The organism is Agarivorans sp. TSD2052 (assembly GCF_023238625.1).
Classification (GTDB): domain Bacteria; phylum Pseudomonadota; class Gammaproteobacteria; order Enterobacterales; family Celerinatantimonadaceae; genus Agarivorans.
Window position 1 is genome coordinate 418,492 of the sequence record NZ_CP096670.1, and the last position, 23,712, is coordinate 442,203.

General features: G+C 45.3%; 21 protein-coding genes. 12 read left to right on the plus strand and 9 right to left on the minus strand.

The window, feature by feature from the left end:
* The first annotated feature begins 41 nt into the window (after window positions 1-41).
* On the plus strand, window positions 42-725 hold the full coding sequence (ftsE, locus tag M0C34_RS01950) for a cell division ATP-binding protein FtsE (RefSeq protein WP_248713991.1): 684 nt from the start codon (window positions 42-44) through the stop codon (window positions 723-725).
* On the plus strand, window positions 722-1,681 hold the full coding sequence (gene ftsX / locus M0C34_RS01955) for a permease-like cell division protein FtsX (protein WP_248713992.1): 960 nt from the start codon (window positions 722-724) through the stop codon (window positions 1,679-1,681). The genes ftsE and ftsX overlap by 4 nt, the downstream gene beginning before the upstream one ends.
* An 11-nt stretch (window positions 1,682-1,692) precedes the next feature.
* On the opposite strand, the gene M0C34_RS01960 is transcribed toward ftsX, so the two are convergent.
* The 6 genes from M0C34_RS01960 to cobA form a co-directional block, all read right to left on the minus strand.
* Window positions 1,693-2,994, minus strand: coding sequence for an MATE family efflux transporter (locus M0C34_RS01960; protein ID WP_248713993.1), 1,302 nt, complete (start codon window positions 2,992-2,994; stop codon window positions 1,693-1,695).
* Window positions 2,995-3,129: 135 nt separating this feature from the next.
* Window positions 3,130-4,935 (minus strand): bifunctional protein-serine/threonine kinase/phosphatase, encoded by a 1,806-nt coding sequence (locus tag M0C34_RS01965; protein ID WP_248713994.1) that lies wholly within the window; start codon window positions 4,933-4,935, stop codon window positions 3,130-3,132.
* 63 nt (window positions 4,936-4,998) lie between these two features.
* Window positions 4,999-6,465 (minus strand): NarK family nitrate/nitrite MFS transporter, encoded by a 1,467-nt coding sequence (locus tag M0C34_RS01970; RefSeq protein ID WP_248713995.1) that lies wholly within the window; start codon window positions 6,463-6,465, stop codon window positions 4,999-5,001.
* A gap of 87 nt (window positions 6,466-6,552) precedes the next feature.
* A complete protein-coding gene (gene nirD, locus M0C34_RS01975) occupies window positions 6,553-6,897 on the minus strand; it encodes a nitrite reductase small subunit NirD (protein WP_248713996.1) in 345 nt (114 codons plus the stop codon).
* Between the two features lie 11 nt (window positions 6,898-6,908).
* Window positions 6,909-9,458 carry a nitrite reductase large subunit NirB gene (nirB, locus tag M0C34_RS01980; RefSeq protein ID WP_248713997.1) on the minus strand — a complete coding sequence of 850 codons (2,550 nt, stop codon included), beginning with the start codon at window positions 9,456-9,458 and terminating at the stop codon, window positions 6,909-6,911.
* Window positions 9,459-9,468: 10 nt separating this feature from the next.
* Entirely contained in the window at window positions 9,469-10,314 is an 846-nt protein-coding gene (gene cobA / locus M0C34_RS01985; protein ID WP_248713998.1) for a uroporphyrinogen-III C-methyltransferase, read from the minus strand.
* A 350-nt stretch (window positions 10,315-10,664) separates the two neighbouring features.
* Between cobA and rpoH the strand changes: the two genes are divergently transcribed.
* Together rpoH and M0C34_RS01995 are read left to right on the plus strand one after the other, a co-directional pair.
* Window positions 10,665-11,513, plus strand: a complete 849-nt coding sequence (gene rpoH, locus M0C34_RS01990; protein ID WP_248713999.1) for an RNA polymerase sigma factor RpoH — start codon at window positions 10,665-10,667, stop codon at window positions 11,511-11,513.
* Window positions 11,514-11,612: 99 nt separating this feature from the next.
* On the plus strand, window positions 11,613-12,095 hold the full coding sequence (locus M0C34_RS01995) for a DUF4357 domain-containing protein (protein ID WP_248714000.1): 483 nt from the start codon (window positions 11,613-11,615) through the stop codon (window positions 12,093-12,095).
* Window positions 12,096-12,158: 63 nt separating this feature from the next.
* Here the strand turns inward: M0C34_RS01995 and ald are convergent, their stop codons facing one another.
* A complete protein-coding gene (gene ald / locus M0C34_RS02000; protein ID WP_248714001.1) occupies window positions 12,159-13,274 on the minus strand; it encodes an alanine dehydrogenase in 1,116 nt (371 codons plus the stop codon).
* A gap of 187 nt (window positions 13,275-13,461) precedes the next feature.
* Between ald and M0C34_RS02005 the strand changes: the two genes are divergently transcribed.
* Together M0C34_RS02005 and glpX are read left to right on the plus strand one after the other, a co-directional pair.
* Complete coding sequence (locus M0C34_RS02005; protein ID WP_248714002.1) at window positions 13,462-14,049, plus strand: DUF4202 domain-containing protein; 588 nt, start codon at window positions 13,462-13,464, stop codon at window positions 14,047-14,049.
* A 71-nt stretch (window positions 14,050-14,120) separates the two neighbouring features.
* Window positions 14,121-15,128: a class II fructose-bisphosphatase gene (glpX, locus tag M0C34_RS02010; protein ID WP_248714003.1), complete on the plus strand. Its 1,008-nt coding sequence runs from the start codon at window positions 14,121-14,123 to the stop codon at window positions 15,126-15,128.
* A gap of 52 nt (window positions 15,129-15,180) precedes the next feature.
* On the opposite strand, the gene M0C34_RS02015 is transcribed toward glpX, so the two are convergent.
* Both M0C34_RS02015 and M0C34_RS02020 read right to left on the minus strand, forming a co-directional pair.
* A complete protein-coding gene (locus M0C34_RS02015) occupies window positions 15,181-15,555 on the minus strand; it encodes an acetyl-CoA sensor PanZ family protein (RefSeq protein WP_248714004.1) in 375 nt (124 codons plus the stop codon).
* Window positions 15,556-15,580: 25 nt separating this feature from the next.
* Window positions 15,581-16,003: a hypothetical protein gene (locus tag M0C34_RS02020; protein WP_248714005.1), complete on the minus strand. Its 423-nt coding sequence runs from the start codon at window positions 16,001-16,003 to the stop codon at window positions 15,581-15,583.
* Window positions 16,004-16,365: 362 nt separating this feature from the next.
* Between M0C34_RS02020 and M0C34_RS02025 the strand changes: the two genes are divergently transcribed.
* Genes M0C34_RS02025 through M0C34_RS02055 form a run of 6 tightly spaced genes read left to right on the plus strand, consistent with a single transcriptional unit; the run spans window position 16,366 to window position 23,552 of the window.
* A complete protein-coding gene (locus tag M0C34_RS02025) occupies window positions 16,366-16,923 on the plus strand; it encodes a GspH/FimT family pseudopilin (RefSeq protein ID WP_248714006.1) in 558 nt (185 codons plus the stop codon).
* The gene (pilV, locus tag M0C34_RS02030) at window positions 16,892-17,410 is read left to right on the plus strand and encodes a type IV pilus modification protein PilV (protein ID WP_248714007.1); all 519 of its coding nucleotides are present in this window, start codon (window positions 16,892-16,894) and stop codon (window positions 17,408-17,410) included. Before M0C34_RS02025 ends, pilV begins: the two co-directional genes overlap by 32 nt.
* Window positions 17,410-18,171, plus strand: coding sequence for a PilW family protein (locus M0C34_RS02035; RefSeq protein WP_248714008.1), 762 nt, complete (start codon window positions 17,410-17,412; stop codon window positions 18,169-18,171). The genes pilV and M0C34_RS02035 overlap by 1 nt, the downstream gene beginning before the upstream one ends.
* Window positions 18,171-18,692 (plus strand): pilus assembly PilX family protein, encoded by a 522-nt coding sequence (locus tag M0C34_RS02040; RefSeq protein WP_248714009.1) that lies wholly within the window; start codon window positions 18,171-18,173, stop codon window positions 18,690-18,692. Before M0C34_RS02035 ends, M0C34_RS02040 begins: the two co-directional genes overlap by 1 nt.
* A 4-nt stretch (window positions 18,693-18,696) precedes the next feature.
* Window positions 18,697-19,101, plus strand: a complete 405-nt coding sequence (locus M0C34_RS02050; protein ID WP_305883148.1) for a type IV pilin protein — start codon at window positions 18,697-18,699, stop codon at window positions 19,099-19,101.
* Window positions 19,101-23,552: a pilus assembly protein gene (locus M0C34_RS02055; RefSeq protein ID WP_248714010.1), complete on the plus strand. Its 4,452-nt coding sequence runs from the start codon at window positions 19,101-19,103 to the stop codon at window positions 23,550-23,552. Before M0C34_RS02050 ends, M0C34_RS02055 begins: the two co-directional genes overlap by 1 nt.
* The last annotated feature ends 160 nt before the right edge of the window (window positions 23,553-23,712 follow it).

The following is a 23,712-nucleotide window of genomic DNA, read 5'->3' on the forward strand; positions in this document are numbered from 1 at the left end:
ATAGGTCGAAGGCTGCTTAATCAGTAAGGAAAAGTCTTTATATGATCCGTTTTGAGCAAGTGAGTAAAATTTACCCCGGTAGTCAACGGGCTTTGCAAAAGGTGTCCTTTCATCTTGAGCAAGGTCAAATGGCCTTTTTAACTGGCCATTCAGGGGCTGGAAAAAGTACCTTGCTCAAATTGATCACTGCCATGGAGCGTCCTAGCGATGGCCAGGTATGGGTTAATGGCGACGATATTAGTCGCTTGTCTCATCGCAAAATCCCTTACTTGCGCCGGCAAATGGGGGTGATATTTCAAGACCACAAATTGCTGATGGATCGCACCGTATTTGACAACGTTGCATTGCCCTTAGTGATCGAGGGTTACGGCATGAGCAATATTAAGCGCCGTGTGGCAGCGGCCTTAGATAAAGTGGGTTTATTAGATAAAGCCCACTGCACACCGGTAATGTTATCCGGTGGTGAACAGCAACGTGTAGGCATTGCCCGAGCAGTAGTGAATAAACCCGCGATATTAATTGCCGATGAACCCACCGGTAACCTTGATCCAGCGCTTTCCTTAGAAATATTTCGTTTGTTTGAAGAGTTTAACCGAGTAGGGGTGGCGGTGTTAATTGCTAGTCACGATCTTAGTTTAATTGCCAAATTGCATTATCAACGCTTGGTGTTGAAGAACGGTCAGTTGCTTAACCCTACCACTCAAAGTACGGAGTTTACGCAATGATGGGCGCAAAACCTCAAGTTAAAGTTGCCCTACCAATGCGCTTTGTGATGTTTTGGGTTAGGCATTTGCAGCAGTGTATCGCCAGTTTAGGCGAGTTGTGGCGTACACCTGCTAGCTCTTTACTAACCTTAGCGGTGATTGGTGTTTGTTTAGCCTTACCTGCCAGCTTTTATCTGGCGACTAAAAATATCCAGCAGTTGACGAGCTACTGGCAAAGTGACGCTCAAATTAGCTTATTTCTAACACAAGATATCAAGCCAAAACAGCGAGACTTGTTACAGCAAAATATTGCAGATATGGAGCAAGTAGCCCGAGTCGAGTTAATAAGTAAACAGCAAGGTTTATTAGAATTTCAAGAGAACAGTGGTTTTGAGGATGTGCTGGCCTTGCTGCCTGAAAACCCTCTTCCTGATGTTTTACTGGTATTACCTAGCCAAGAATTTAGTAGTGCTAGTGCTGCCAAAAACCTGCTTGATAGCTTACAAAAACATAATTTGGTAGATGAAGGGCGTCTGGATATTGAGTGGCTACAGCGCTTAGATACTATCGTTAGCATGTTGCAGCAGTCGGCGTGGCTACTCATCTTATTGCTGTTAAGTGCGGTTGCCTTAATTGTTAGCAATACCTTGCGGCTCAATATTTTGAACCGCCGAAGCGAAATTGAAGTGATGAAATTGGTGGGTGCTACCGATTCGTTTATTCAACGCCCTTTTTTATATACCGGTTTTTGGTTTGGCTTAATTGGTGGTTTGTTAGCTTGGGTACTGGGTAATGTATTGTTAATTTGGACTGAATACGCCTTGCAACAAATCGGCGTGCTCTACCAACAAGACATCTATTTAGCGGGCCTATCCGCCAACGAATTTGGCGCATTGATGCTATTTTCAACCTTGCTTGGCCTCGTTGCCTCTTGGTTTTCGGTTCACCAACATATAAAAGAGATAGAGCCGAGCTAGCTAGCGATTGCTTAATCGGGTGCGAGCTTTCGCTTCCATTTGTCACTCTTCCAGCGGCGCCAATTTATCTGGCTGCGTAAGCATTCATCCACTACCCCTGCGAGTAAAATGGCGTACAAACCAAAGCCAAAATGTACGCCCATGACATAGGCTAAAGGCACCGAAAATAGCCAAGTGACTGCAATTGCGTTGCCTGTAACAAATACTGCGTCACCACAACCGCGTAATACGTTGCCGCTGATAATGTTTATCGCTCGAAAGGGCTCATTAATACTATGAATCAGGCAAACGACTAGACCCAGAGCGAGTACCTCGGGGTTATTGGTAAATATTCCTAATAAGGGTTGATGAAATATAAAAATCAAGCTGGCAACAATGGCGACCGCAATTAACCCCCAGCGTAAGCCTTGGCGCATTTGCTGGTGGCAGCGATCAAAGTGTCCTGCACCTGCCAATTGTGTGACTAACATGGTATTGGCGATACCAAGTGCAACTAACATCATGGTGCAATAAACGTAGATGTTTAGCGCATATATGCGCACGGTAATCGAGGTTTCACCTAATTGCACAATCATCAAGTTCATCACCATCACAAAGCTTTGGTAAGAAAATGGTTCTAGCGCAGACGGAACGGCGATTTTCAGAATTGGCTTTAAGCTTTTGCTTGGCTGCATTAGCGCGTCAGCTAAAGGCAGTTTCACTTTAATCAAGAACAGCACAACCACTAAGCTAAAGCTTAAACTCAAGGCCCAGGCTATCAAGCTGGCTAAAGCCACACCCGTTACGCCCATAGGTGAAGCGCCAAACCAGCCTAAAACTAATATGCCATTTCCTAAGATGTTGGTGATTAGCATGAGTGCTGCTGAAATAGTGTTCCAATAAGAGCGCCCATAGGCGTTGCAAATATTGGCGAGGGTCATTCTTAAACCCATAAAGCCAATACCGGCACCGGCCAATACTAAGTATTCGGCGGCTAAGTCACTCATGCCATTGGGTAAACTCATCCATTGGCCGATATTATTAGCCTGAGTCACAAAGAAGGTGCCGCAGAGTAGCCCAGCTAACACACCTAGAATCACTAAGCCTGCCAGCATTAAGTTGGCGCGGGGATAGTTTTGTTTACCCATATATTGCGAGGCAAGGCTAGCGCCAGCGATTCCTGTGGCTGAGAAAAACACAATCGCCATAGAGAACCACGGCATAACAGCACCCACTGAGGCCGCGGCTTGGTCTGACACTTGGCTGAGGAATAATGCATCGAACACCGGCACTGACATATTCAGCATAAACTCGCCAAAAATGGGCAATGCCATGCCAAAAAGGCCTTTCTGTAGGGTTTTACTTTGAGTATTGGAAGGCATGCTGACCACTAACTAGCAAGAATTTCGCTATGGTAGCACCTGATTAATCAGCGGCGTTTATTAAAATTTACTTTTGGCTAATGAAACTTAACTAAGTTGGCTGGCCCATTGCCAAATGACAACTACCAGTAATATCAGGGTGGTCGATTGCCAAAACCGAACGGGGTTTCTCTCAATTAGTGGTTTAGCCGTATAGCTAGCGCGCAATGTTGGGTTGGCATGCTGTAGATCATGAATAAACTCGGACAGGCTTTGGTAGCGCTGGTGAGGTTTTGGCTTACAACCCTGTTCTAGCGCTGCGTCTAGCCAATCAGGCATATCGTTGCGATAGTGCTGAATGTTTTGGTAGTGCCAATCTGCGTAATGTCGCTGTGCCACTTGCTCTCTTCGGGCTGGTTTATAGGGGAGTTTACCGCTGAGCATTTCGTAAGCAATCACCGCAAAAGAGAAAATGTCACTGCGGTGTTTTCCTGTCTCTCCTACTAAGTACTCAGGGGCTATGTATTGCACCGAGCCTACTGGGCTAGTGTTTTTTTCATTTTGTTCTAATTGCTCAGCCGATTGCACAGTGCCAAAGTCGACCAGCTTGAGTTGCTCGTTGGCAGTCACAATGATGTTTTCAGGCTTTAAATCACGGTGCACCATTTCGTAGCGGCGCAGTGCTCGAAGTGCTTTAGCCAGTTTTTCTAGCATTCGAACGACTTGCTGAATTGGCGGGTGAGGATGTTGGTCCATCCACTGGCGTAGGGTTATTCCTGGCACGTATTCAGCGATTAAGTAGCGAAAACGACGAGTGCCTGCGGGCTCAAAGGTGCGCATAATATGTGGGTTACTCACCACTCTACCTACCCATTCTTCTCGTGCGAAACCCGCGAAGTATTCGTTATCATCAGTCATGCTGCGGTCGGGCGCTTTAAGTATTCGTACGGTACCGCTGTTGTCACCCTGTTGGTTGAGCTCTTCTACTAAGTAAACGTGGCTACGCGGGCTAGTATGCAGTATTTCACTGATTCGATATTGGTCGATCTTATTACCTATTGTCATCACGGGTGGAATAGGTAAATGCAATAATTGGGCGCGACTTTCGTCTAGCTCGGCGCTTGGTACATTGTCTACGCTCACTAACATGGCGCTAATGTTGTCATCACTGCCGGCTAATTCAGCGGCATTAACAATGGCGTTGGCGTGTTCTTCTAAGCCTTTAAACTCAAGTTGCAGTAACTGTATGAGCTGCTGCTCGCTTAACGCGTCATGCACGCCATCACTGGTGAGCATGAATAGATCGCCGGTTTCGACTGCGTGGGTGGAGTAATCTAATTCAAGGTTAGAGTCGACGCCCAGAGCACGGGTTAAGTGGTTTTTTTGTTTGCCGCGAATTTGCACATGGTCGCGAGTTAACTGGCGCAGCTGGCCGCCACGGAGGCGATATATTCGACTGTCACCTACATGAAATAAGTGCGCAACGCGGGATTTGATGATCAAGGTAGATAGGGTGCAAGCGTAAGAACCGGTTTGCTTGCCTTGTTGAAACAGCCAGTTGTTAAGAGATTTGGCAACTTGCGCAGTCGATTTATTCACCGACCAGCTCTCGGGGGTGGCGTAGTAGTCTTCAACAAACTGCGTGACCGAGATTTGCGCTGCCACTTTGGCATTTTCAGCGCTACTAAGGCCATCGGCTAAAATAGCGACAACCCCTTTATAGTAACGGGTCCAGGGTTCTGGGATTTTGGCTACACAAGCGTCTTGGTTCTCCGGTTTAGGTCCTGAGATAGAGGCGCCCCCAAAGGACGCCTCTAACTTGTTGCTAGCCACAGTGGCGTTTGCTTTTTCGCTGTTACTAACTCGGTTGCTGCTGGCGGGTAATACCCCCGCTGTTTGTTGTTCTTGTTGCACTCGCTTCGCTTCCTTGAGTAACGGCGTGGCCAATTGTGGCGCACGCCGCTTTACGGGGCTAGGTTAGCTTACGTTGATGAGCGTGACTTCACCATCAGGGCCTACTTCAGCAATGGTGCCTTTAGGTTCTTCCAGGAGCAGTAAGGCAAAAAAGCCGAGTACTGCGGTTGCGCCAATAACGTAGAAAAAGGTTTGATAGTCAACCAAGCTTAGTACGGTTAGGTAAAATACTGCCCCCACGTTACCATAAGCCCCTGTCATGCCGGCAATTTGGCCAGTTAAACGGCGCTTAATTAAAGGGACAGCGGCAAATACAGCGCCTTCACCTGCTTGAACAAAGAATGAACACGCCATTGCCATAGCTACCGCTAAAAACAGTGGCCAAGTACCGTCAATTTGGCCCATGCCAAAGTAGCCAAGCGCTAACCCCGCGGTGAGTACTAATAAGGTTTTCTTACGGCCCACTCGGTCAGATATCCAACCGCCACCTGGGCGAGATGCTAAGTTCATGAAAGCATAGGCTGAGGCTAATAATCCTGCGTAAACCATGTCTAGTTCAAATACATCGCTAAAGAACAATGGCAGCATTGACACTACCGCTAATTCAGAGCCAAAGGTCGCGAAGTACAGTACGTTAAGTACCGCCACTTGCTTGAATTTGTATTGCTCAATCTTCGGCACTGCTTTAACAAAGATGGTCTTGTTTACTTGATACGTTTTCCAAAAATCTAAGGCATACAAAGCAACTAAACCTGCATAGCAGCTAAACACTACTTCTTGGCTTAACATACTTACACCGGCTGGAGAGAGCTTCCAGGCGAGTAACGCAAGGGTGGCGTACATCGGTACCTTCATTACCAATAGCAATACAAAGTCAGCCTTGGTGGTGACTTCCATCGCGCCAACATTTTTGGGTTTGAAGTAGGTAGAACCTTTAGGGGTATCACTGACATTTTTGAAAAACACGACACTGAATAACAAACTGATTAAGCCGGTTAAGCCAACCGCATAACGCCAGCCATCATCACCACCAAATAGCACCGCTAGTGTGGGCAATAACATGGCTGCGGCCGCACTACCAAAGTTACCCCAGCCGCCATAAATACCTTCGGCGGTGCCTAGTTCTTTAGCGGGGAACCATTCAGAGACCATGCGGATGCCCACCACAAAACCCGCACCAATAAAGCCCAACAAAAAGCGTGCAATGGCCGCTTGCTCAAAGCTGTCGGCTAAGGCAAACATGAAACAAGGAATGGAACATACCGCCAATAAGGTCGAGTAGGTAATTCGAGGTCCAAAGCGGTCGGTAAACATACCAATAACGATCCGTGCTGGAATCGTTAAGGCTACGTTTAAAATTAATAAGGTTTTAATTTGGCTAGATGTTAACCCAAGGCTTGCTGCAATACTGGCCATTAATGGGGCATGGTTAAACCATACTAAGAAGGTAATGAAAAAGGCCATCCAGCTCATATGGAGGATCTTCATTTTTCCGCTAAAAGCGAATAGGTTAAAGCGTTCTACACTCATTATAATGTCTCTAAAAAAGTTAAAGCGTTCCCTGCCACGTTGATTGCTCAACGTGGCTATGGGTTATATTTTTATTTTGCTTTTAGATTAAGCGGCGATTTTTATCGCATCGCCTTCAATTTTTATTGGGTAGGTAGGGATAGACACGGTTTCGTCATCTAAACATTGACCAGTCTTAAGGCTAAAGCGTTGTTTGTAAAGTGGCGACGCCACCATCAACTCACCTTTATAGTCACCGATCAGTCCGCGTGACAGCATATTCACTTTGCCAAAGGGGCAGTAGTTGCTTAAGGCAAATATTTGGTCCGTTAAGCCCTCCCAAAAAATGGCGACTTGTTTACCATTAACGAGGGCACACACACCGGTTCCTGGGCTAAGTTGCGATTTGCGGCAAACTTCGGTCCAAGTTTTAGTAGCTAATTCACTCATCATCACTCTCCTAGTTATGGCGCTTCTACAATTTCGATGGTTTGAATACGTTCTTCTTCAGTCGCAGGGCGACGTTGGCCTCGCTCTCGCACATATTGCAAGTTATTGTCTGGCTCATCAGCATTGATAAATTGACTAAAACGCTGCAGTTTCTTCTCGTCACCAATGGTCGATTTCCACTCACATTGGTAGCTCTCAACAACATGGTTCATGTTGGCTTCTAGCTCTTCACAAATGTTTAGCTTGTCGTCGATAACCACTTCTTTTAGGTAATCTAAACCGCCTTCAAGATTCTCTAGCCATACTGAGGTGCGCTGCAAACGGTCGGCTGTTCGAACGTAGAACATTAATACGCGGTCGATGTAGCGCATTAGCATTACGTCATCTAAGTCGGTAGCGAATAAGTCGGCATGTCGAGGGCGCATACCGCCGTTACCACAAACATACAGACCCCAACCGCCCTCTGTTGCAATAACACCGATATCTTTGCTTTGTGCTTCTGCGCACTCACGAGTACACCCTGACACACCAAACTTAATTTTGTGCGGGGCTCTTAGCCCCTTGTAGCGATTCTCTAGTAAAATGGCCATGCCTACACTGTCTTGCACGCCGAAACGACACCATGTTGAACCCACACAGGATTTAACCGTACGCAAAGACTTGCCATAAGCGTGACCCGTTTCAAAACCGGCATCAATCAACTTGCCCCAAATCTTTGGCAGTTCGTGTAACTGTGCGCCAAATAAGTCTACCCGTTGGCCGCCGGTAATCTTGGTGTAAAGATCGAATTCTTTAGCGACTTCGCCCAATACAATCAGTTTATCGGGGGTAATTTCGCCGCCCGCAATGCGGGGTACTACCGAATAAGTACCATCTTTTTGCATGTTGCCTAGAAAGATATCGTTGGTGTCTTGTAGGCTAATATGTTCATCTTTAAGAACGTAATCATTCCAGAAGGTAGCTAAAATAGAACCAATAGCGGGTTTACAGATTTCACAACCGTGGCCACTGCCGTGTTCTGCAAGCAACTGCGAAAAGGTTTTTATTTTCTTCACTCGAACAATGTCGGCGAGTTCGGCACGCGAATAGGCAAAGTGTTCACAAATATCGTTGCTGACTTCTACACCGAGGTTTTCCAGTTCAGCATTCATCACTTGAACGGCTAGGGCACTACAACCCCCACAGCCGGTAGCGGCACCAGTGGTAGCCTTGATGTCACCCATGCTGGTGGCTCCGTCGCGAACGGCTTGGCAAATTTGTCCTTTAGTCACATCAAAACAAGAACAGATTTGCGCGCTGTCAGGCAGCGAATCTACGCCAATGGCGGCGCTCGCGCCTTCTTCTGAAGACGGCACGAGTAAATACTCAGGTGCGACGGGTAACGCCATGTCATTCAAGAATAGTTGTAACCAGCTACCGTAATCATCGGCATCGCCCACTAGCACTGCACCTAGCAGACGGTCTCCAGCGGCATTGGTCACGACTTTTTTGTACACTTGACGGGCTTCGTCGCTCAAACTGTAACTTAGCGCGCCTTCGGTATTGGCATGGGCATCGCCGATACTTGCTACATCTACGCCCATTAATTTCAGCTTGGTGCTCATATCGGCACCAGCAAATTCTTTAGTTTGCTCTCCAGCAATATGGTCTACGGTAACTTTAGCCATGCTGTAACCTGGCGCGACTAGACCAAAGATCTTACCTTCCCATAAAGCACATTCGCCAATGGCGTAGATGTCTGGGTTAGACGTTTGACATTGGTTGTTGATAACAATGCCGCCGCGAGGACCTAGTTCTAAACCGGTTTCGCGAGCCAATTGATCTTGTGGGCGAATACCTGCAGAGAACAAAATCATGTCGGTATCTAAGCTGCTGCCATCGGCAAAGTTCATGCGGTAGCGAGTAGTCTCTCCTTCAACAATCTCTTTGGTGTTTTTTTCAGTGTGTACTTTTACGCCCAACTGTTCGATTTTGGTACGAAGTATTGCGCCACCGCCGTCACAGACCTGCACGGCCATTAAGCGTGGGGCAAATTCTACTACGTGGGTTTCCATACCGAGGTCTTTGAGTGCTTTAGCGGCTTCTAAACCCAGTAATCCTCCACCGACAACCACGCCTACTTTGGAATTTTCCCCCGATTTGGTCATTGCTTCCAAATCCTCAATGGTACGATAAACCAAAATATTTTCTTCAGCGGCTTTATCTTCAGGACGAGGAATCGGAGGTACAAAGGGGTAAGAGCCGGTGGCGAGAACCAATTTGTCGTAGCTTTCGCGGCGACCACTGGCGGTTACGACAATTTTTTGCTGTGGCTGAATTTCTACTACTTTGTCATTCACAAAGTACTGAACACCATGTTCGTCGTAGTACTCTGGAGACGTCATCATCAAATCGTCAGCAGTTTTGCCTGAGAAATAACTTGATAGTTGTACTCTATCGTAAGCTAACCGCGACTCTTCACTGAAGGTAGTGACTTGAACTTGGTCTAACTTGTTTTGTTGTATCAGCTGGTCAATAAAATGGTGACCCACCATGCCGTTGCCGACAACGATAATACGTTCCATGTACTCTCTCCTATGCGCTTAAAGCAGCGCTATGTTCTAATTCGAATGGGGTCGATGTCGCGTCTAATTTAGTTAGCCAGTCGAGTTGCTCGCGCAGTGATACCACTTCACCAATTACAATTAATGTAGGGGATTGTAAAAGGTGTTCACTGGCGAGCGTTGGTAACTGGTCTAAGGTTCCGGTAATAACGCGCTGGTCGTTTTGGCAGCCTTTTTCTATTAAAGCTGCGGGAGTGTTGGCTCTCTTGCCAAAAGCTTGTAGCTGTTGGCTGATTTCAGGCAAGCTACTCAGGCCCATATAAAAAACTAAGGTGTGGTCGAGTTGGGCGAGTTGTGCCCAATTGATATCTAATTTTCCGTCTTGTTTGTGGCCGGTAATAAAACTGCAGCCAGTAGCAAGGCCGCGGTGAGTCAGCGGAATGCCGGCATAACTGGTACAGCCTGATGCTGCGGTAATCCCAGGAATGACTCGCGCGGGCACATCGTGTTGATGTAATACCTCAAGTTCTTCACTACCGCGACCAAATACAAAAGGGTCGCCCCCTTTTAAACGGCAGATCCTTAAACCCTGTTTGGCTTTATCTACCATGTATAAATTAAGTTGATCTTGAGGAATGCAGTGGTTGGCTTTTGCTTTGCCTACGTAGATGGCTTGAGTGCCTGTTGGGATTAACTCAAGGATGTCTTGACTGACCAAACGGTCATAAAGGATTAAATCTGCTTGCTCAATACTGCGTAAGGCTTTTAGGGTAAGCAATTCGGGGTCGCCAGGGCCTGCACCCACTAAATCAACCATTGCGGCTTGGATAGTGTGCGTAGATTTATCTCTGGTATGTTGACTGATACGTTCTATCATTATTTGCTTTCACTAAAATTGCTTATACCTTTGTGTGACGCAATCATAATGCCAGTGGTTTCAAAAGCATTGAAAATGCCTTTTTTATACTATTAATCAGTTGTTTAGCGTTTTATTGTGATTTGTTCGACTAAGTAATCCGTTTACTACTTAAGGGATAAGTTGCACCTAAATGGAAAGATCACGCACTTAGAGTGTGCTTGAAAGTGTGAACTATATTTAGTTTATGACGTCTTAAATAAGCGAATGCTCGTTGCTGCGCACGGCGCCGCTATTGGCGGGTTTTAGGGGTTAGATCTTGGTAGATGGCTATGGTAGTATCATCAATCGAGTAAATTAAAGAGGTTGATATGGATCAAAAGATCGCATCTATGGCGCTAGTCCCGCAAGGGAGTATTGAGGCCTATATTCAATCGGTTAATCGAATTGAGATGCTAAGTGCTGAAAAAGAAAAAGCACTGGCGACACGTTTGTTCGAGGACGGTGACTTAAGTGCTGCCCGCGAGCTCGTTATGTCGCACCTTCGGTTTGTTGCTCACGTAGCAAAAAATTATGCGGGTTATGGTTTACCTCAAGCCGATTTGATTCAAGAGGGCAACGTAGGCTTAATGAAAGCCGTAAAACGATTTGACCCAAGTGTTGGTGTTCGTTTGGTATCTTTTGCTGTGCATTGGATTAAAGCGGAGATACACGAGTATGTATTACGTAACTGGCGTATGGTTAAGATTGCAACCACTAAAGCGCAGCGTAAATTATTCTTTAACCTACGTAAGTCTAAAAAACGCTTGGGTTGGTTTAATAACGATGAAGTAAATATGGTTGCTGAGAATCTAGGTGTTACCCCTAAAGATGTCTTAGAAATGGAATCTCGCATGAGTGCCCAAGACCAAGCCTTTGATCTCGCGTCTGACGATGATGAACGCGAAGGCAGCTTTGCGCCAATTCAATACCTTGAAGATAAATCTTCAGATGTTGCTCAGTTTGTTGAAAAAGAAAACTGGGAAGTGGCGGCGGCTAATCGCCTACGTGCAGCCTTGAACACATTGGATGAGCGTAATGCACACATTGTTCAGCGTCGTTGGTTAGACGAAGATAAGGCCACATTGCAAGAGTTGGCAGACCAATATCAGGTCTCCGCTGAGCGAATCAGGCAGTTGGAAAAAAATGCCATGAAAAAGCTCAAAGCAGCCATGGAATAAATACTTATTAAAAACCTCGCTTAGCGAGGTTTTTTTATGTTCAAATTTACCTATGGCTTGTGTTAAATTTGCACAAACTTTATCAACACTTGGTCTGACATGGACGGTCCATTCGAGCTATCTAAAGTTAATTTTGTGATAGATAGCGACGGTCGTAAAACCGCTGCTATTTTACCTATCGAGCTATACCAACAGCTACTTTCACTACGCGAATTAGTGGTAGAAAGCAGCCAGCATGCCGTTTCGGCAGACTATTCTTTTAGTGTTAAACAGGCCGTGGCGCACGGTTACCCGGTTGGGGCAAAAATAAAACCTGGCTTTATGGTGGTGAAGGGATCGACGGCCAATGGTGGCGGTGCCGACTCTTTACGTCCGGCTGTATTGGCCTTGCGTGAGCAGTTACTTGAAGATACCGTTCTTTGTCGTCAAGGCGATGGTTACGAATTTATGCGTGATTATCAATTCTCTAGCCCCAGCTCTGCTGCTTGCTTGATTGCGGGAAATGCACGTAGTGGCTTAGATGCTTGGCTAGATAAATGGGGACGAAGCCTGAAAGACCGTGGTTATGGTAAAAAGCGCTAGTTGCTCGCTGTTCATCAATAAAAAAAGAGCGCTAAGCGCTCTTTTTTTATCTTGCTACTTCAGCTAGGACAGCAACAACATAGGGTCAGTGGCTTCAAGTGCTAAGGCTTCACCCACTTCGGCACAAGTGAGTTTACCGTGCATCACATTTAAACCGTTGCGAAGATGCTCATCATCTAACAAGGCTTGTTTATAGCCTTTGTTCGCTAAGGTAATAATGTAGGGCAATGTGGCATTATTTAATGCCATGGTTGAGGTTCTAGCTACCCCTCCTGGCATATTGGCAACACAATAATGAACTACATCATCAACGATATAGATAGGATCTTGGTGGGTGGTGGCTTTAGATGTTTCGGCACAGCCACCTTGGTCAATCGCTACGTCAACGATCGCGCTACCCGCTTTCATGCGTTTTACTAAATCTTTAGTAATTAATTTAGGGGCCGCGGCACCCGGTAGTAATACCCCTCCAATCACTAAATCAGCTTCTAATACATGTTGTTCAATGCTGCTGCTGGTGGAGTAAACCGTTTTAAGTTTACCGTGGTATTCAGCATCAATAGCGCGTAGTACATCAATGTTACGATCTAAAATGGCGACATCTGCTCCCATGCCAACCGCCATTTGAGCAGCGTTGCGGCCAACCATGCCACCACCAATAATGGTCACCTTGGCGGGTTCTACACCTGGTACACCACCTAGCAACAAGCCTCTACCACCTTTAGATTTCTCTAAAGCTAGCGCGCCAGCTTGAATCGCCATTCTGCCAGCGACTTCAGACATTGGCGCAAGTAGCGGTAGTCCGCCGCGTGGGCTGGTGACGGTTTCATAGGCGATGCATACCGCACCTGACTTGATGAGGTCATGGGTTTGTTCTGGATCGGGGGCAAGGTGCAAATAAGTAAATAGCAATTGGTCTTCGCGCAACATGGCGCGTTCAATGGCTTGCGGCTCTTTTACTTTGACAATCATATCCGCAGCAGCAAATACGTCGGCTGCGCTGCTCGCTATGCTAGCACCTACCGCTTGATAATCTTTATCGTCAAAACCAATACCTGCGCCGGCCAAAGTTTCAACGGTGACCTGATGACCCTGTTGAATTAATTCGTTTACACTGGCGGGTGTCATACCGACACGATATTCGTGATTTTTTATTTCTTTAGGTACACCAATCAACATAGTGATTAACTCCTTTTAATTGTTTTATATTGGTCATATATGCGGCTCTTATCTTTAACATATAGTTAATTGCTTTGTTTATGCAAGAGGTTTTTGGTGTAACCGTCTGTGTTGTATTTGGCTGATCGGTAGGATATGTTGTGTTCATGTTAAAGACTAAAACAAAGTCATGGGAAATGAATAAATCATGCAGCAAAATATTCTAAATCAGGTTTTAAACGATATTGATCAATTTAACCTAAATGATCCAAATAAGCAGTTTGATGAACTTGGTAGTGAGCATGCCAAAGAGTTTTTATATGGCAAGCGCATGTCCAACTGCTTACATGAATTTATGGATGCACCACCGGTTGAACTACAAATAGCCGCCCGCGCTCAGCATATTGGCCGTTGGTTATCATTGCGTAGTGATTACCCTGAAGGAAAGGCGGGGTATTTAAAGTGGCGAACTGATTTAGGCAAGAAGCATGCAGAGTTGTGCGCTGATATTATGCGTAAGCGTGATTTAGGCGAAAACTTAATTGACGCTACCTGTAGTTTGTTACGAAAGGAAAAGCTTAAGCGCAACCCTCTCACTCAAGCTTTAGAGGACGTCATTTGTTTAGTGTTTTTGAAGTACTACTTTATTGATTTCGCTAATAAACATCAGCATGAAAAGGTGATCGATATCGTGCAAAAAACCTGGGCGAAAATGTCTCCTGAAGGCCAAAAAGCAGCCTTAGCTTTAGATTTGTCAGACCAGGCCTTGAGTTTGGTGCAGCAAGCTTTAGCCTAACTAAGTTGGCTGAATAAAACATAATCTTGTGCTAGTATTCGTCACGATTTTTAGTTGATTAGGCGTTTCCGATGAGAAGAGATCTGGCATTTCGTTTTTCCCGCGTAACTGAAGCTGCAGCACTAGCTGGCTATAAATGGTTAGGCCGTGGTGACAAAAATATTGCTGATAATGCAGCAGTACAAGCAATGCGTATCATGCTCAATGATATTGATATTGATGGCGAAGTGGTTATTGGTGAGGGTGAAATTGACGATGCGCCAATGTTGTATATTGGTGAGCATGTTGGCACCGGTGGCGAAGGCGTTGATATTGCCGTAGATCCCATTGAAGGTACGCGAATGACGGCGATGGGCCAGAACAATGCCGTTGCTGTGCTCGCGGTTGGTGAAAAAGGTGCCTTTTTACGTGCGCCTGATATGTACATGGAAAAGTTAGTTGTTGGGCCTGAAGCCAAAGGTTGCATCGATTTGAATCTGTCTTTAGAAGACAACATTAAAATGGTGGCGTCGGTGCTAGGTAAAGACCTAAGTGAGATGACGGTTATCACTTTAGCTAAGCCACGTCACGATGGCGTGATTAGCCAGATGCAAACATTGGGTGTGCGGGTATTTGCTATTCCTGATGGTGATGTCGCAGCGTCTATTTTGTCTTGTATGCCTCTGAGCGAAGTAGACATGATGTACTGTGTCGGTGGTGCACCAGAAGGCGTTATTTCTGCAGCAGTCATTCGCGCTTTAGGTGGCGATATGCAAGGCCGTTTAATTCCGCGCAATCAAGTGAAAGAAGATAGCCCTGAAAACCGCGCTATAGCTGAAGATGAAATTCGTCGCTGTGAAGCCGAAGGTATTCAAGTGAACAGTGTGTTGTTACTTGGGGACTTAGCGAAAAATGACAATGTTATTTTTTCGGCTACCGGTATCACCAAAGGTGATTTGCTGGAAGGGATTAATCGCCAAGGTAATATCGCGACCACTGAAACCTTATTGGTTCGCGGTAAAACACGTACCATCCGTAAAATTCAATCGACTCACTATTTAGACCGTAAGAATGACGATCTAAAAGCGATTATTTTGTAGCTTAGCTGCGAAACCAAATGAGACTAAAAACCAGAGCTAAGCTCTGGTTTTTTTATAGTTTAAATTCAAACTGATTATTTAGTCCCAAATGCTGATAGAAGCCGAGAGCTGGCGCATCATTGCTATGCGGAAACTGCAAATAATTCAGTTGTTTAGACTCAGCCAATTGCAACAGCTGTTGAAACATAAACAAGCCAATGCCACGCCTTTGGGTTAGCTCTCTTACACTAAATCGGTTTACCACTAGGGCTTCGCCAGTGGCTGCCACTACGCAATAGGCCACGACTCTTTGGTTAAAAACACAGTAATAAAGCTGGTCTGATTGCTGCCAATTTAGCCATTGTGCTGGCTCTACTAAGGGAGCTATTTTAGTCAGATCATTGGAGTATGTCGGCCACACATCTGCGGCCTGAAAAGATAAACGCATAGTACCTGCAAATAAAAGTTGGTGGTTAAATCACTTTAGGCAGTGGTAAATCAGAATGTTGCTCAATATTTAAGTTATGCCAATTTTTCAAGAAGTCCTGTGAGTCTTGGCAAATAGCCGTTAAAAGTTTCTTAAGATCATTGTTGAGGTGTTCACTGTCTTGATTGGCCAATTGATTAATGGTGTAACTTAGCTCGTAAATGAAAGGGCCTAAATCATACAAATTATTCGGTCCGATATTGCGTTTATGGTTGGGCTGAGCTTGACGTTTTCGCCAAGTACTAAAGGTCACCATAAAAATATTTATAAGCTGTTTCGCTTCGCGGCAGTTTAAGCAAGAGTGTCTAATCCACCATGGCGCTGTTCCTTGTAGAAAGCGCACACAATCTTCCACAACATTATTGACGTAAATGTCATCAATATAAGCTGGCAGTGCTTTATGTTTCATAGTGTATTTGCAAAGTAAAACGGTGAATTTAGAGTACACATTTTGCTATCACAAACCAAGAGTGCTGAAATGATTTTAGTGCAATTCTCGTGATTTTAGTTCTGTCACAAAGATTGAATTTGTGGCTAAGTCGTTTAAATATATAGCTGTCAAGCAAACGCTACATGTGGTGTAGTTGGAAATATGATATCTGTCAACTAATCCTTGTTTGCTTATTGTACAAAAGCAGGATGTTTGCCAGAATGCTTTGCTAATATATTGATTTTTTTATATATAGCCCGCGTAAAAATAATTAGTACCCATTTATTAGGTACAATACTCTAAATGCAGCGGTAGCTAACGCTTTTTATGGATGATAAGCAATGCTTGTTAGTAGCAAACAACACCACAAAATGCAGGGCTTTACCCTGATGGAATTGATGATCGCGGTCGCTATTTTGATTATTGTGATGGTCATCGCGGTACCGTCAATTCAAGGTCTCATGGAAGACAATAAGCAAAAAGTCACCCGTGACTTATTGGCTAACAGTCTGATTGTTGCCCAACAAGAAGCCATTCGTAACAATCTTTCCAGTTATGTATGCCCGACGACTAATGGTACTAGTTGTGAGGCTGCTTGGGGAGCCAATAAAGGCTGGTTGGTTTACCTCGATACAAATCGAGATGGCTCTTTAGACAGCCGTAATCCCAACGCCCAGATTATTGCTGCCTACCCTAAGCCTCAATCTGGAGAGCTTAAATACAGCCCTTCAGCAAACGGTAGCACCAGTACCTTGGTACGTTTCTTTCCTACAGGCCATGCATCGGCAGGAGAGCTAACCGTGTGCGCACCGTCTAATGACTATCAAGATCAACGTATTTCACTTACGCGTATGGGGAGGATTGAGTATGCAGCTCCGTCAACAACTTACTGCCCATAAGCAACAGGGTTTTACCTTAATTGAATTGTTGATTGCGGTGGTTATTGTTGCAATTGGCCTGCTAGGCCATGCCGCTTTGCAAATTCAGTCGGTGAATACCGCCCAACAAGCACGTTTCGCGCAAACGGCTAATATCGCCATGTTAGATCTGGTGCAGCGCTTCAGCGCATTACCCGCGTCAACGGTGAATAATGAATTTAATGCCAGCAACCTGGCTGATGGCGCTGCCCCTAGCAGCCTAAATTGTGCCTTAAGCACCGTAAGCTGTACTCGCGCTCAGTTTGCCGCTTATGAAATCAGTGATTGGTTCGCCACCGTTAGCCCTTATATTCCGCAACTACGTTTTTCGCTAAATCATTCGAACAATCTCGTTACAGTACAAATGACTTGGGATGCCAATTTAAGTGGCTCTGGAGTCGCAAATTGTAATGCTGACGCCAGTGGAAATGGTCACCAGTGCAGCGAGGTGGCGGTATGGGTAAGGTAATGACAAAACAAACGGGTTTTGGTTTGGTTGAGTTGATGATTGCCCTCGTGTTGTCATTGCTGGTAGTGGGCGGTTTATATGCCGCTTTAATTGGTGACCAAAAAAGCTATGAAGCAACCAGGGCCAGTCATCTATTAGTTAATAAAAACCGCATGGGCATGCAAACCTTGCGTTTATACCTGCAACAAGCTGGATTTCGTGATTATAACCAGTTGTATCAAAACACCCTGTTATCAAATGTCCCCGCTGCCGATGCTTTTGGTTTCACTTGGGCTGAAGGGCAGATGCTGCAAGGCCTGGAAAATCAAGCCAGTTTTAGTGGTGCTAAAGCAAATACCGACGTGATTAGTTTGCGGTATTTTGGCGCGGCGGCTCCTAATAACAGCATCTTTCAATGTAACGGAGATGAGCTGGCAGAAAATACCCAAACTACGGTTACTTTCTTTGTTTCCACCAGCAATCAACTGGTATGTCGAGATAACACCGGCGACACGGTATTTGATGAAGATATCGATAATATACAAATATTGTACGGCAGCCTTGATGATAGTGATTACAAATACTTTAAAGCCAGTGAAGTGACCGACTGGTTGCAAATTAACCGAGTTAAAATGGGTATTTTGGTGACTCAAGAAGTCTCCATGAGCAACCTAAGCAATAGTAATAGCTATGAATTGCTGGATGAGACTATTACCGCGTCAGACCAGATGTTACGTCAGGCGGTGTCAGAAACAGTGTTACTTCTTAATCAAGGATCGTAATGAACATGCCAATACAAGCATCTAAACAAGCCGGTATGGCGCTGATTATGTCGCTGATTATGGTGGTAATTATTGCCATGATTGGGGTGGCCATTGCTCAACAAGTCACCAGTGGCCGCAAGAATGCCGCGGTTCACCAAGATCATTCTATGAGTTTTGCACGGGCCACCTCAGGCATTAATGAAGCCGAGTATATTGTGCGTAAAGAAGCCTATCACGAAGATGCCAAATTGAATTTAGCTACAGCAAATAACCTAGTGACGCCGGCTTTTGCCAGCGATGAATGGTGGCACGCTGACGGTAATTGGGTTGCGGCAAATAAAATGACAACCGTCACCAATGTTGGTGGCGCTGACTTAGAGGGATCTCCCAGTTACATTATCGAAGATGGCGGGGTGGATTCGGGTTTAGTATTGGGCGTTAGCATACCCAAACGCCGCTTTTTACGTATTACCTCTAAAGCCGAAGGTGCGGGTGGTGCGGTGACTTACTTACAATCTTATGTCGCATTCATGGAGTAGCACAGTGAAACAAGTAAAAGGATTTACCCTAATAGAGGTGATGATCACGGTGGCGATTATTGCCATTTTAGCCGCTATTGCCTACCCCAGTTATTTGAGCCATGTGCAATCTACTCGCCGTGAAGAAGCCAAACGAACTTTGGTGGAAGCAGCACAACATATGGAAAGTTTTTACGCCATGAATCTAAGTTATACTGGAGCCGCCGATACTAGTGGCAATCTTAATCATTTCTCCGCTGACACTGACTTCAATAGCTATTACACCCTTGCAGCCAGTGGTGTATCGGGTTCTGCTTACACCTTAACCGCCACAGCGAAGCCTAACGGCGGGCAAGCGGGTGATAGTTGCAGTCCAATGAGCATTAATAGCCAAGGCTTAACCACCCCTTCAAGCGGAGGTTGCTGGTAATGCGTATCATGCCTAAAATTGCTTTAAGTCTTGCAACACTGGTCATATCTTCTCCTTTGTTGGCCGCAAATTTAGATTTGGCCGACGCACCGCTTTATGTGGCAACGACACCTTCGCCGATGGTTATGCTGGTGATGGGGCGTGACCATACGCTTTTTTATGAAGCCTATAACGACGCCACTGATTTAGACGGTGATGGCGAGCTAGATCTAAATTTCAAACCCACTAGCATAACGTATGAGGGATATTTTGATAGTTACCGTTGTTACACTTACGAGGACGATATGTTCGTTCCGGGAGAAGCGGCCGATGCAAGCACTAAAGCCTGTAGTGGTGAGTGGAGTGGCGATTTTCTAAATTACCTCACCATGTCACGCATGGATGTATTACGGAAAGTTTTGTATGGTGGCTACCGCAGTACTGATAGTAACGGCACCACGGTCTTAGAGCGGGCGTTTGTTCCGCAGGATGCGCATTCATGGGGCAAGAGCTATACCTCTGTAGCAGAAAATCTATATGACATCACACACTATACTCCTTACTCACTTCCAAATAATGAAAGGAAGCATTTTTTTGGCACTGCATCGTGGTCTGATGGTGGTACTCCTAAGTTGAAAGTTAAGCTCAACCAAGAAAATGATATTTGGAATTGGGCAACAACAGGAAGGCCAGTATTAGATGGGACGGTAGCTGATCAGCTTACATTTAATGTTAGGGTAGCGGTTTGTGTAGAAAATAAACTAGAAGATAACTGTAAAGAGTACCAAAGCGACTTAGGGCCGGTACAAAGCAGCTACAAACCCACCGGTTTACTGCATGACTACGGCGAAGATGGCAGTATCGAGTTTGGCTTAATCACTGGTAGTTTCGATAAAAACACCTCAGGTGGAGTTTTACGCAAAGTAATATCTGATTTTTCTGATGAAATCGATATTTCGACAGGCGTGTTTGAAGCGGAAGTAGACGGGATCGTTAGCACCATTAATAATTTACGTATTTTTGGTTTTAATTATGGAGATAAAAGCTATCCACGAAACTTCACTAGTGGAGGGGTCACAACCACCTGTGGTTGGATCAATGATCGTCCTATCCAAAGTGGAGAATGTGCTTCATGGGGAAACCCTATCGGCGAAATGCTTTATGAAAGCTTGCGTTATTTTCATGGTGAAGAGGTTGCTAGTAGCGAGTATTCTTCAGGAAGCGGAGCTATTGATGCCGTGCTTGGTTTACCTTATGCGCAATGGGATGACCCGTACGCTGAAACTGGCGGTAGGCCTTATTGTACCGCTGCGCACAACCTTGTAATTAGTGACTTTAGCCCGTCTTTTGATTCAGACGAATTGCCTGGCGCCACAGTGTTTCCTGAAAATAACGAAAACACCGGTAGTTACTCAACGGCAGCACTTACCGGCTTTAATTTACAAGTCTTACTAAATACGATATCGAATAGCAGTAATGAAAACATCAGTGGGAAGTATTTTGTTGGTGAATCTACTGATGATGTTACGGGTTTATTGAGTACCGCCACGGCTCCTACAGCCAAAGAGGTTAGATCGCTGGCTAATATTCGCGGGCTATCACCTCAAGAACCCACCAAACAAGGTAGTTATGCGGTAGCCGCAGCGGCTTATTATGGCCACAAAACAGATTTGTTTCCTTCTAAATCCGGCAAGCAAAACATTAACACGACTGTAGTCTCTATGTCTTCTTCGTTGCCTAATATTAGAGTGCTTGTCGGTGAAGACGAACAAGAAATAAACATTTTACCCTTTGCTAAAACCGTAGGCGGCCATTACCAAACAACTGCGAGTAATACTAGGGGAGGGTACCAACCTACCAATACTATCGTTGATTATTACGTGATTAAATCTGAGCCTACCGAGGGCGAGTTTGTCATTAACTATGAAGATGCCGAGCAAGGCGCTGACCATGAAATGGACATGATTGTTCAATACACCTATAAGGTAATGGATGATTTGTGCCCGGTTTATAGCGCCGATAATAGTTGTGACGACGAACTAAAAAGAACTGGGGTGCAACTGGCGCTTAACACCACTTTTACCGCAACTGGTTTTAAACAACACGCCGGTTATGTAATTGCTGGCACCGATAAAGACGGCATTTACCTTGATGTACAAAAAAAATATGGAAATGGCAGCTTGTCAGCTCAAGATGGCACCGTGTATTACCTAGATACCCCAGAGCAGGATGATAGCGCCTTCCCGAATAATTCTCGGGAAACCGGAAGCGAAGCAGCACTGCCGCACCAGCGTACTCGAAACTTTTTCCCAAGCGCTACTCGTGATGCAGAATACTTACCGTCTCCTTTATGGTACGCCGCTAAATGGGGCGGATTTACCGATACCAATGGCAATGGCGTGCCTGATGCGGGCGAGTGGGATAATGACGTAAGTGGCGAGCCTGATAATTTTTTCCCAGTGACCAATGCTGGACAACTAGGCGCGCAAATTGGTAAAGCACTTGAAAAAATCGCCAGTGGAAATCAATCCGCCACTCCACCAGTATTTAACAATACTTTTTTAAATAGCTCGGCATTTTTGTATCAATCTACCTTTGATGGCGAATACTGGAGCGGCGATGTGAAAGCTTTTGCTGCAGCAGATGCAGGGGGTTTTAGTGCAACGGAAAGCTGGAGTGCCGCAACAAGCATTGACCAACAAGAGGTTAGCTCAAGAAATATTTACACCCGTAATAGCGAGAGTAACCAAGTGGTCGATTTTGCAGCGCCCAATTCACTTGATGGTTCAGCCTCTGGTTTGAGTGCTGACCAAATTGTTGCCTTGTTGGCCGGGCAAAGTGGCTCTGATACTGTTAAGTTGGCTTATCTCACTGCCGTGATTGATTACCTGCGCGGTGATAGAACCTATGAAGAGGTCGACCTAGCTTACTCCATGCGAACTCGTGCCTCAGCCCTGGGTGATGTGATTAATTCAACTCCCTATTATGTTGATAGTGTCAATGGCCATAGTGTTAGTACCCCCGTGTTAGTCTTTGGTGCCAATGATGGCATGGTGCACATTATCGATGCTGACGATGGCTCAGAGATAATGGCGTATATTCCTAGCCAAGTATTTACTGGCTTAAATAGCTTAACCAAAAGCACTTATACCCATAAGTATTTTGTTGATGGCGGTATTTCCGGTTTCACGGATAGTGAAGGAAATACCACCGTGGTGGGTACTCTAGGCACTGGTTTTCAAGGCCTGTATGCCATTGATGTTAGTGACATGTCTAGCGCCAATAAGAATAAAATCAAGTGGGAAATAGATACCTCAACAACGGGGTTCTCTGGCCTTGGTTACAACCGCGCTAAACCCACTATTGCAAAACTTGCCAATGGTGATACTGGTGTTATTTTTTCTAATGGGTATAACTCTTCGGTTAGTGAAGGAGTGCTGTACATCGCCAACTTAACTACTGGCGAGCTTATTGAGACGCTCCATACTGGCGTGGGTGCCACTGACGATCCAACGGGTGAGTCTAGGCCCAATGCAATGGCAACGCCCGCCGTGGTAGACCTAAATAGCGATGGTATTGCTGATCGGGTCTATTCTGGGGATTTATATGGCAATATGTGGGCCTTTGACATCTCTAGCTCAACCAGCACTGCTTGGGGCCTAGCTACCACTGATGATAAACCATTGTTTACTGCTACTAGCCCAGATCAACAAGACTCGGTCTACCGCGCACAGCCAATTACCACTAGGCCTTCGGTAGGCGCTCACCCTTATGGCTTATCAGAGGGTGTGTTGGTGGCTTTTGGTACCGGTAAGTATGTTGAAAATGCCGATAACAACGCCATTGGGGAACCCACTCAATCGGTTTATGTTATTTGGGATAAGCTGAATCAATCTTATCTTACCGCAGAGCGCAGTGAAGCGGATGGTATTCATGTTTATGATACTTTATTGCGCCAAGCGATCATTGAAGAAGACTCAGCTAACCGCTTGCTTACCTCTTACCCCATTGATTGGACAGCCCAACAAGGTTGGTATCTCGACTTAGTCAATACCCAAGATGATAATACTAACAACTATGGTGAGCGTCAGGTGACCGAGAGCTTATTGCTAGCCAATAAGCTGAGCTTTACTACTTTGTTACCTAACGAAGACATTTGTGCTTCTGGCGGCAGTGGTTGGTATATGGAGGTAAATCTTCATTCTGGTATTACCTGGAACCCAGGTACAGATGGGAATACCGACCCCGACAACGAAGCCGATACCATTAACAATGATAGTTCTCATCAAAAGGTTGATGGTATACCGTCGGCGCCATCGGTGATTATTGACACTAACACCGATGAAAATGGTGTAGTTAATGAAGAGGGTATTATTCAGAAAAACTGTATTACGCTCAGTAATGGTTCTATTTTCTGTTTCGATGATTATCAATCACCCACTGGGCGTTTAAGCTTACGTACTTTACATTAGGCACTAAGCGCTGAACTCATTAAAAAAAGGACTAATTACTAGTCCTTTTTTATTAGCAACATGGGCGTCGCCATCACCCTATGTGCTCATCGATGAACACTATGAATCGATGACTCATGTTAGCTAAGGTGAGGGCTTGCATTGGCGAACAATATAGTTG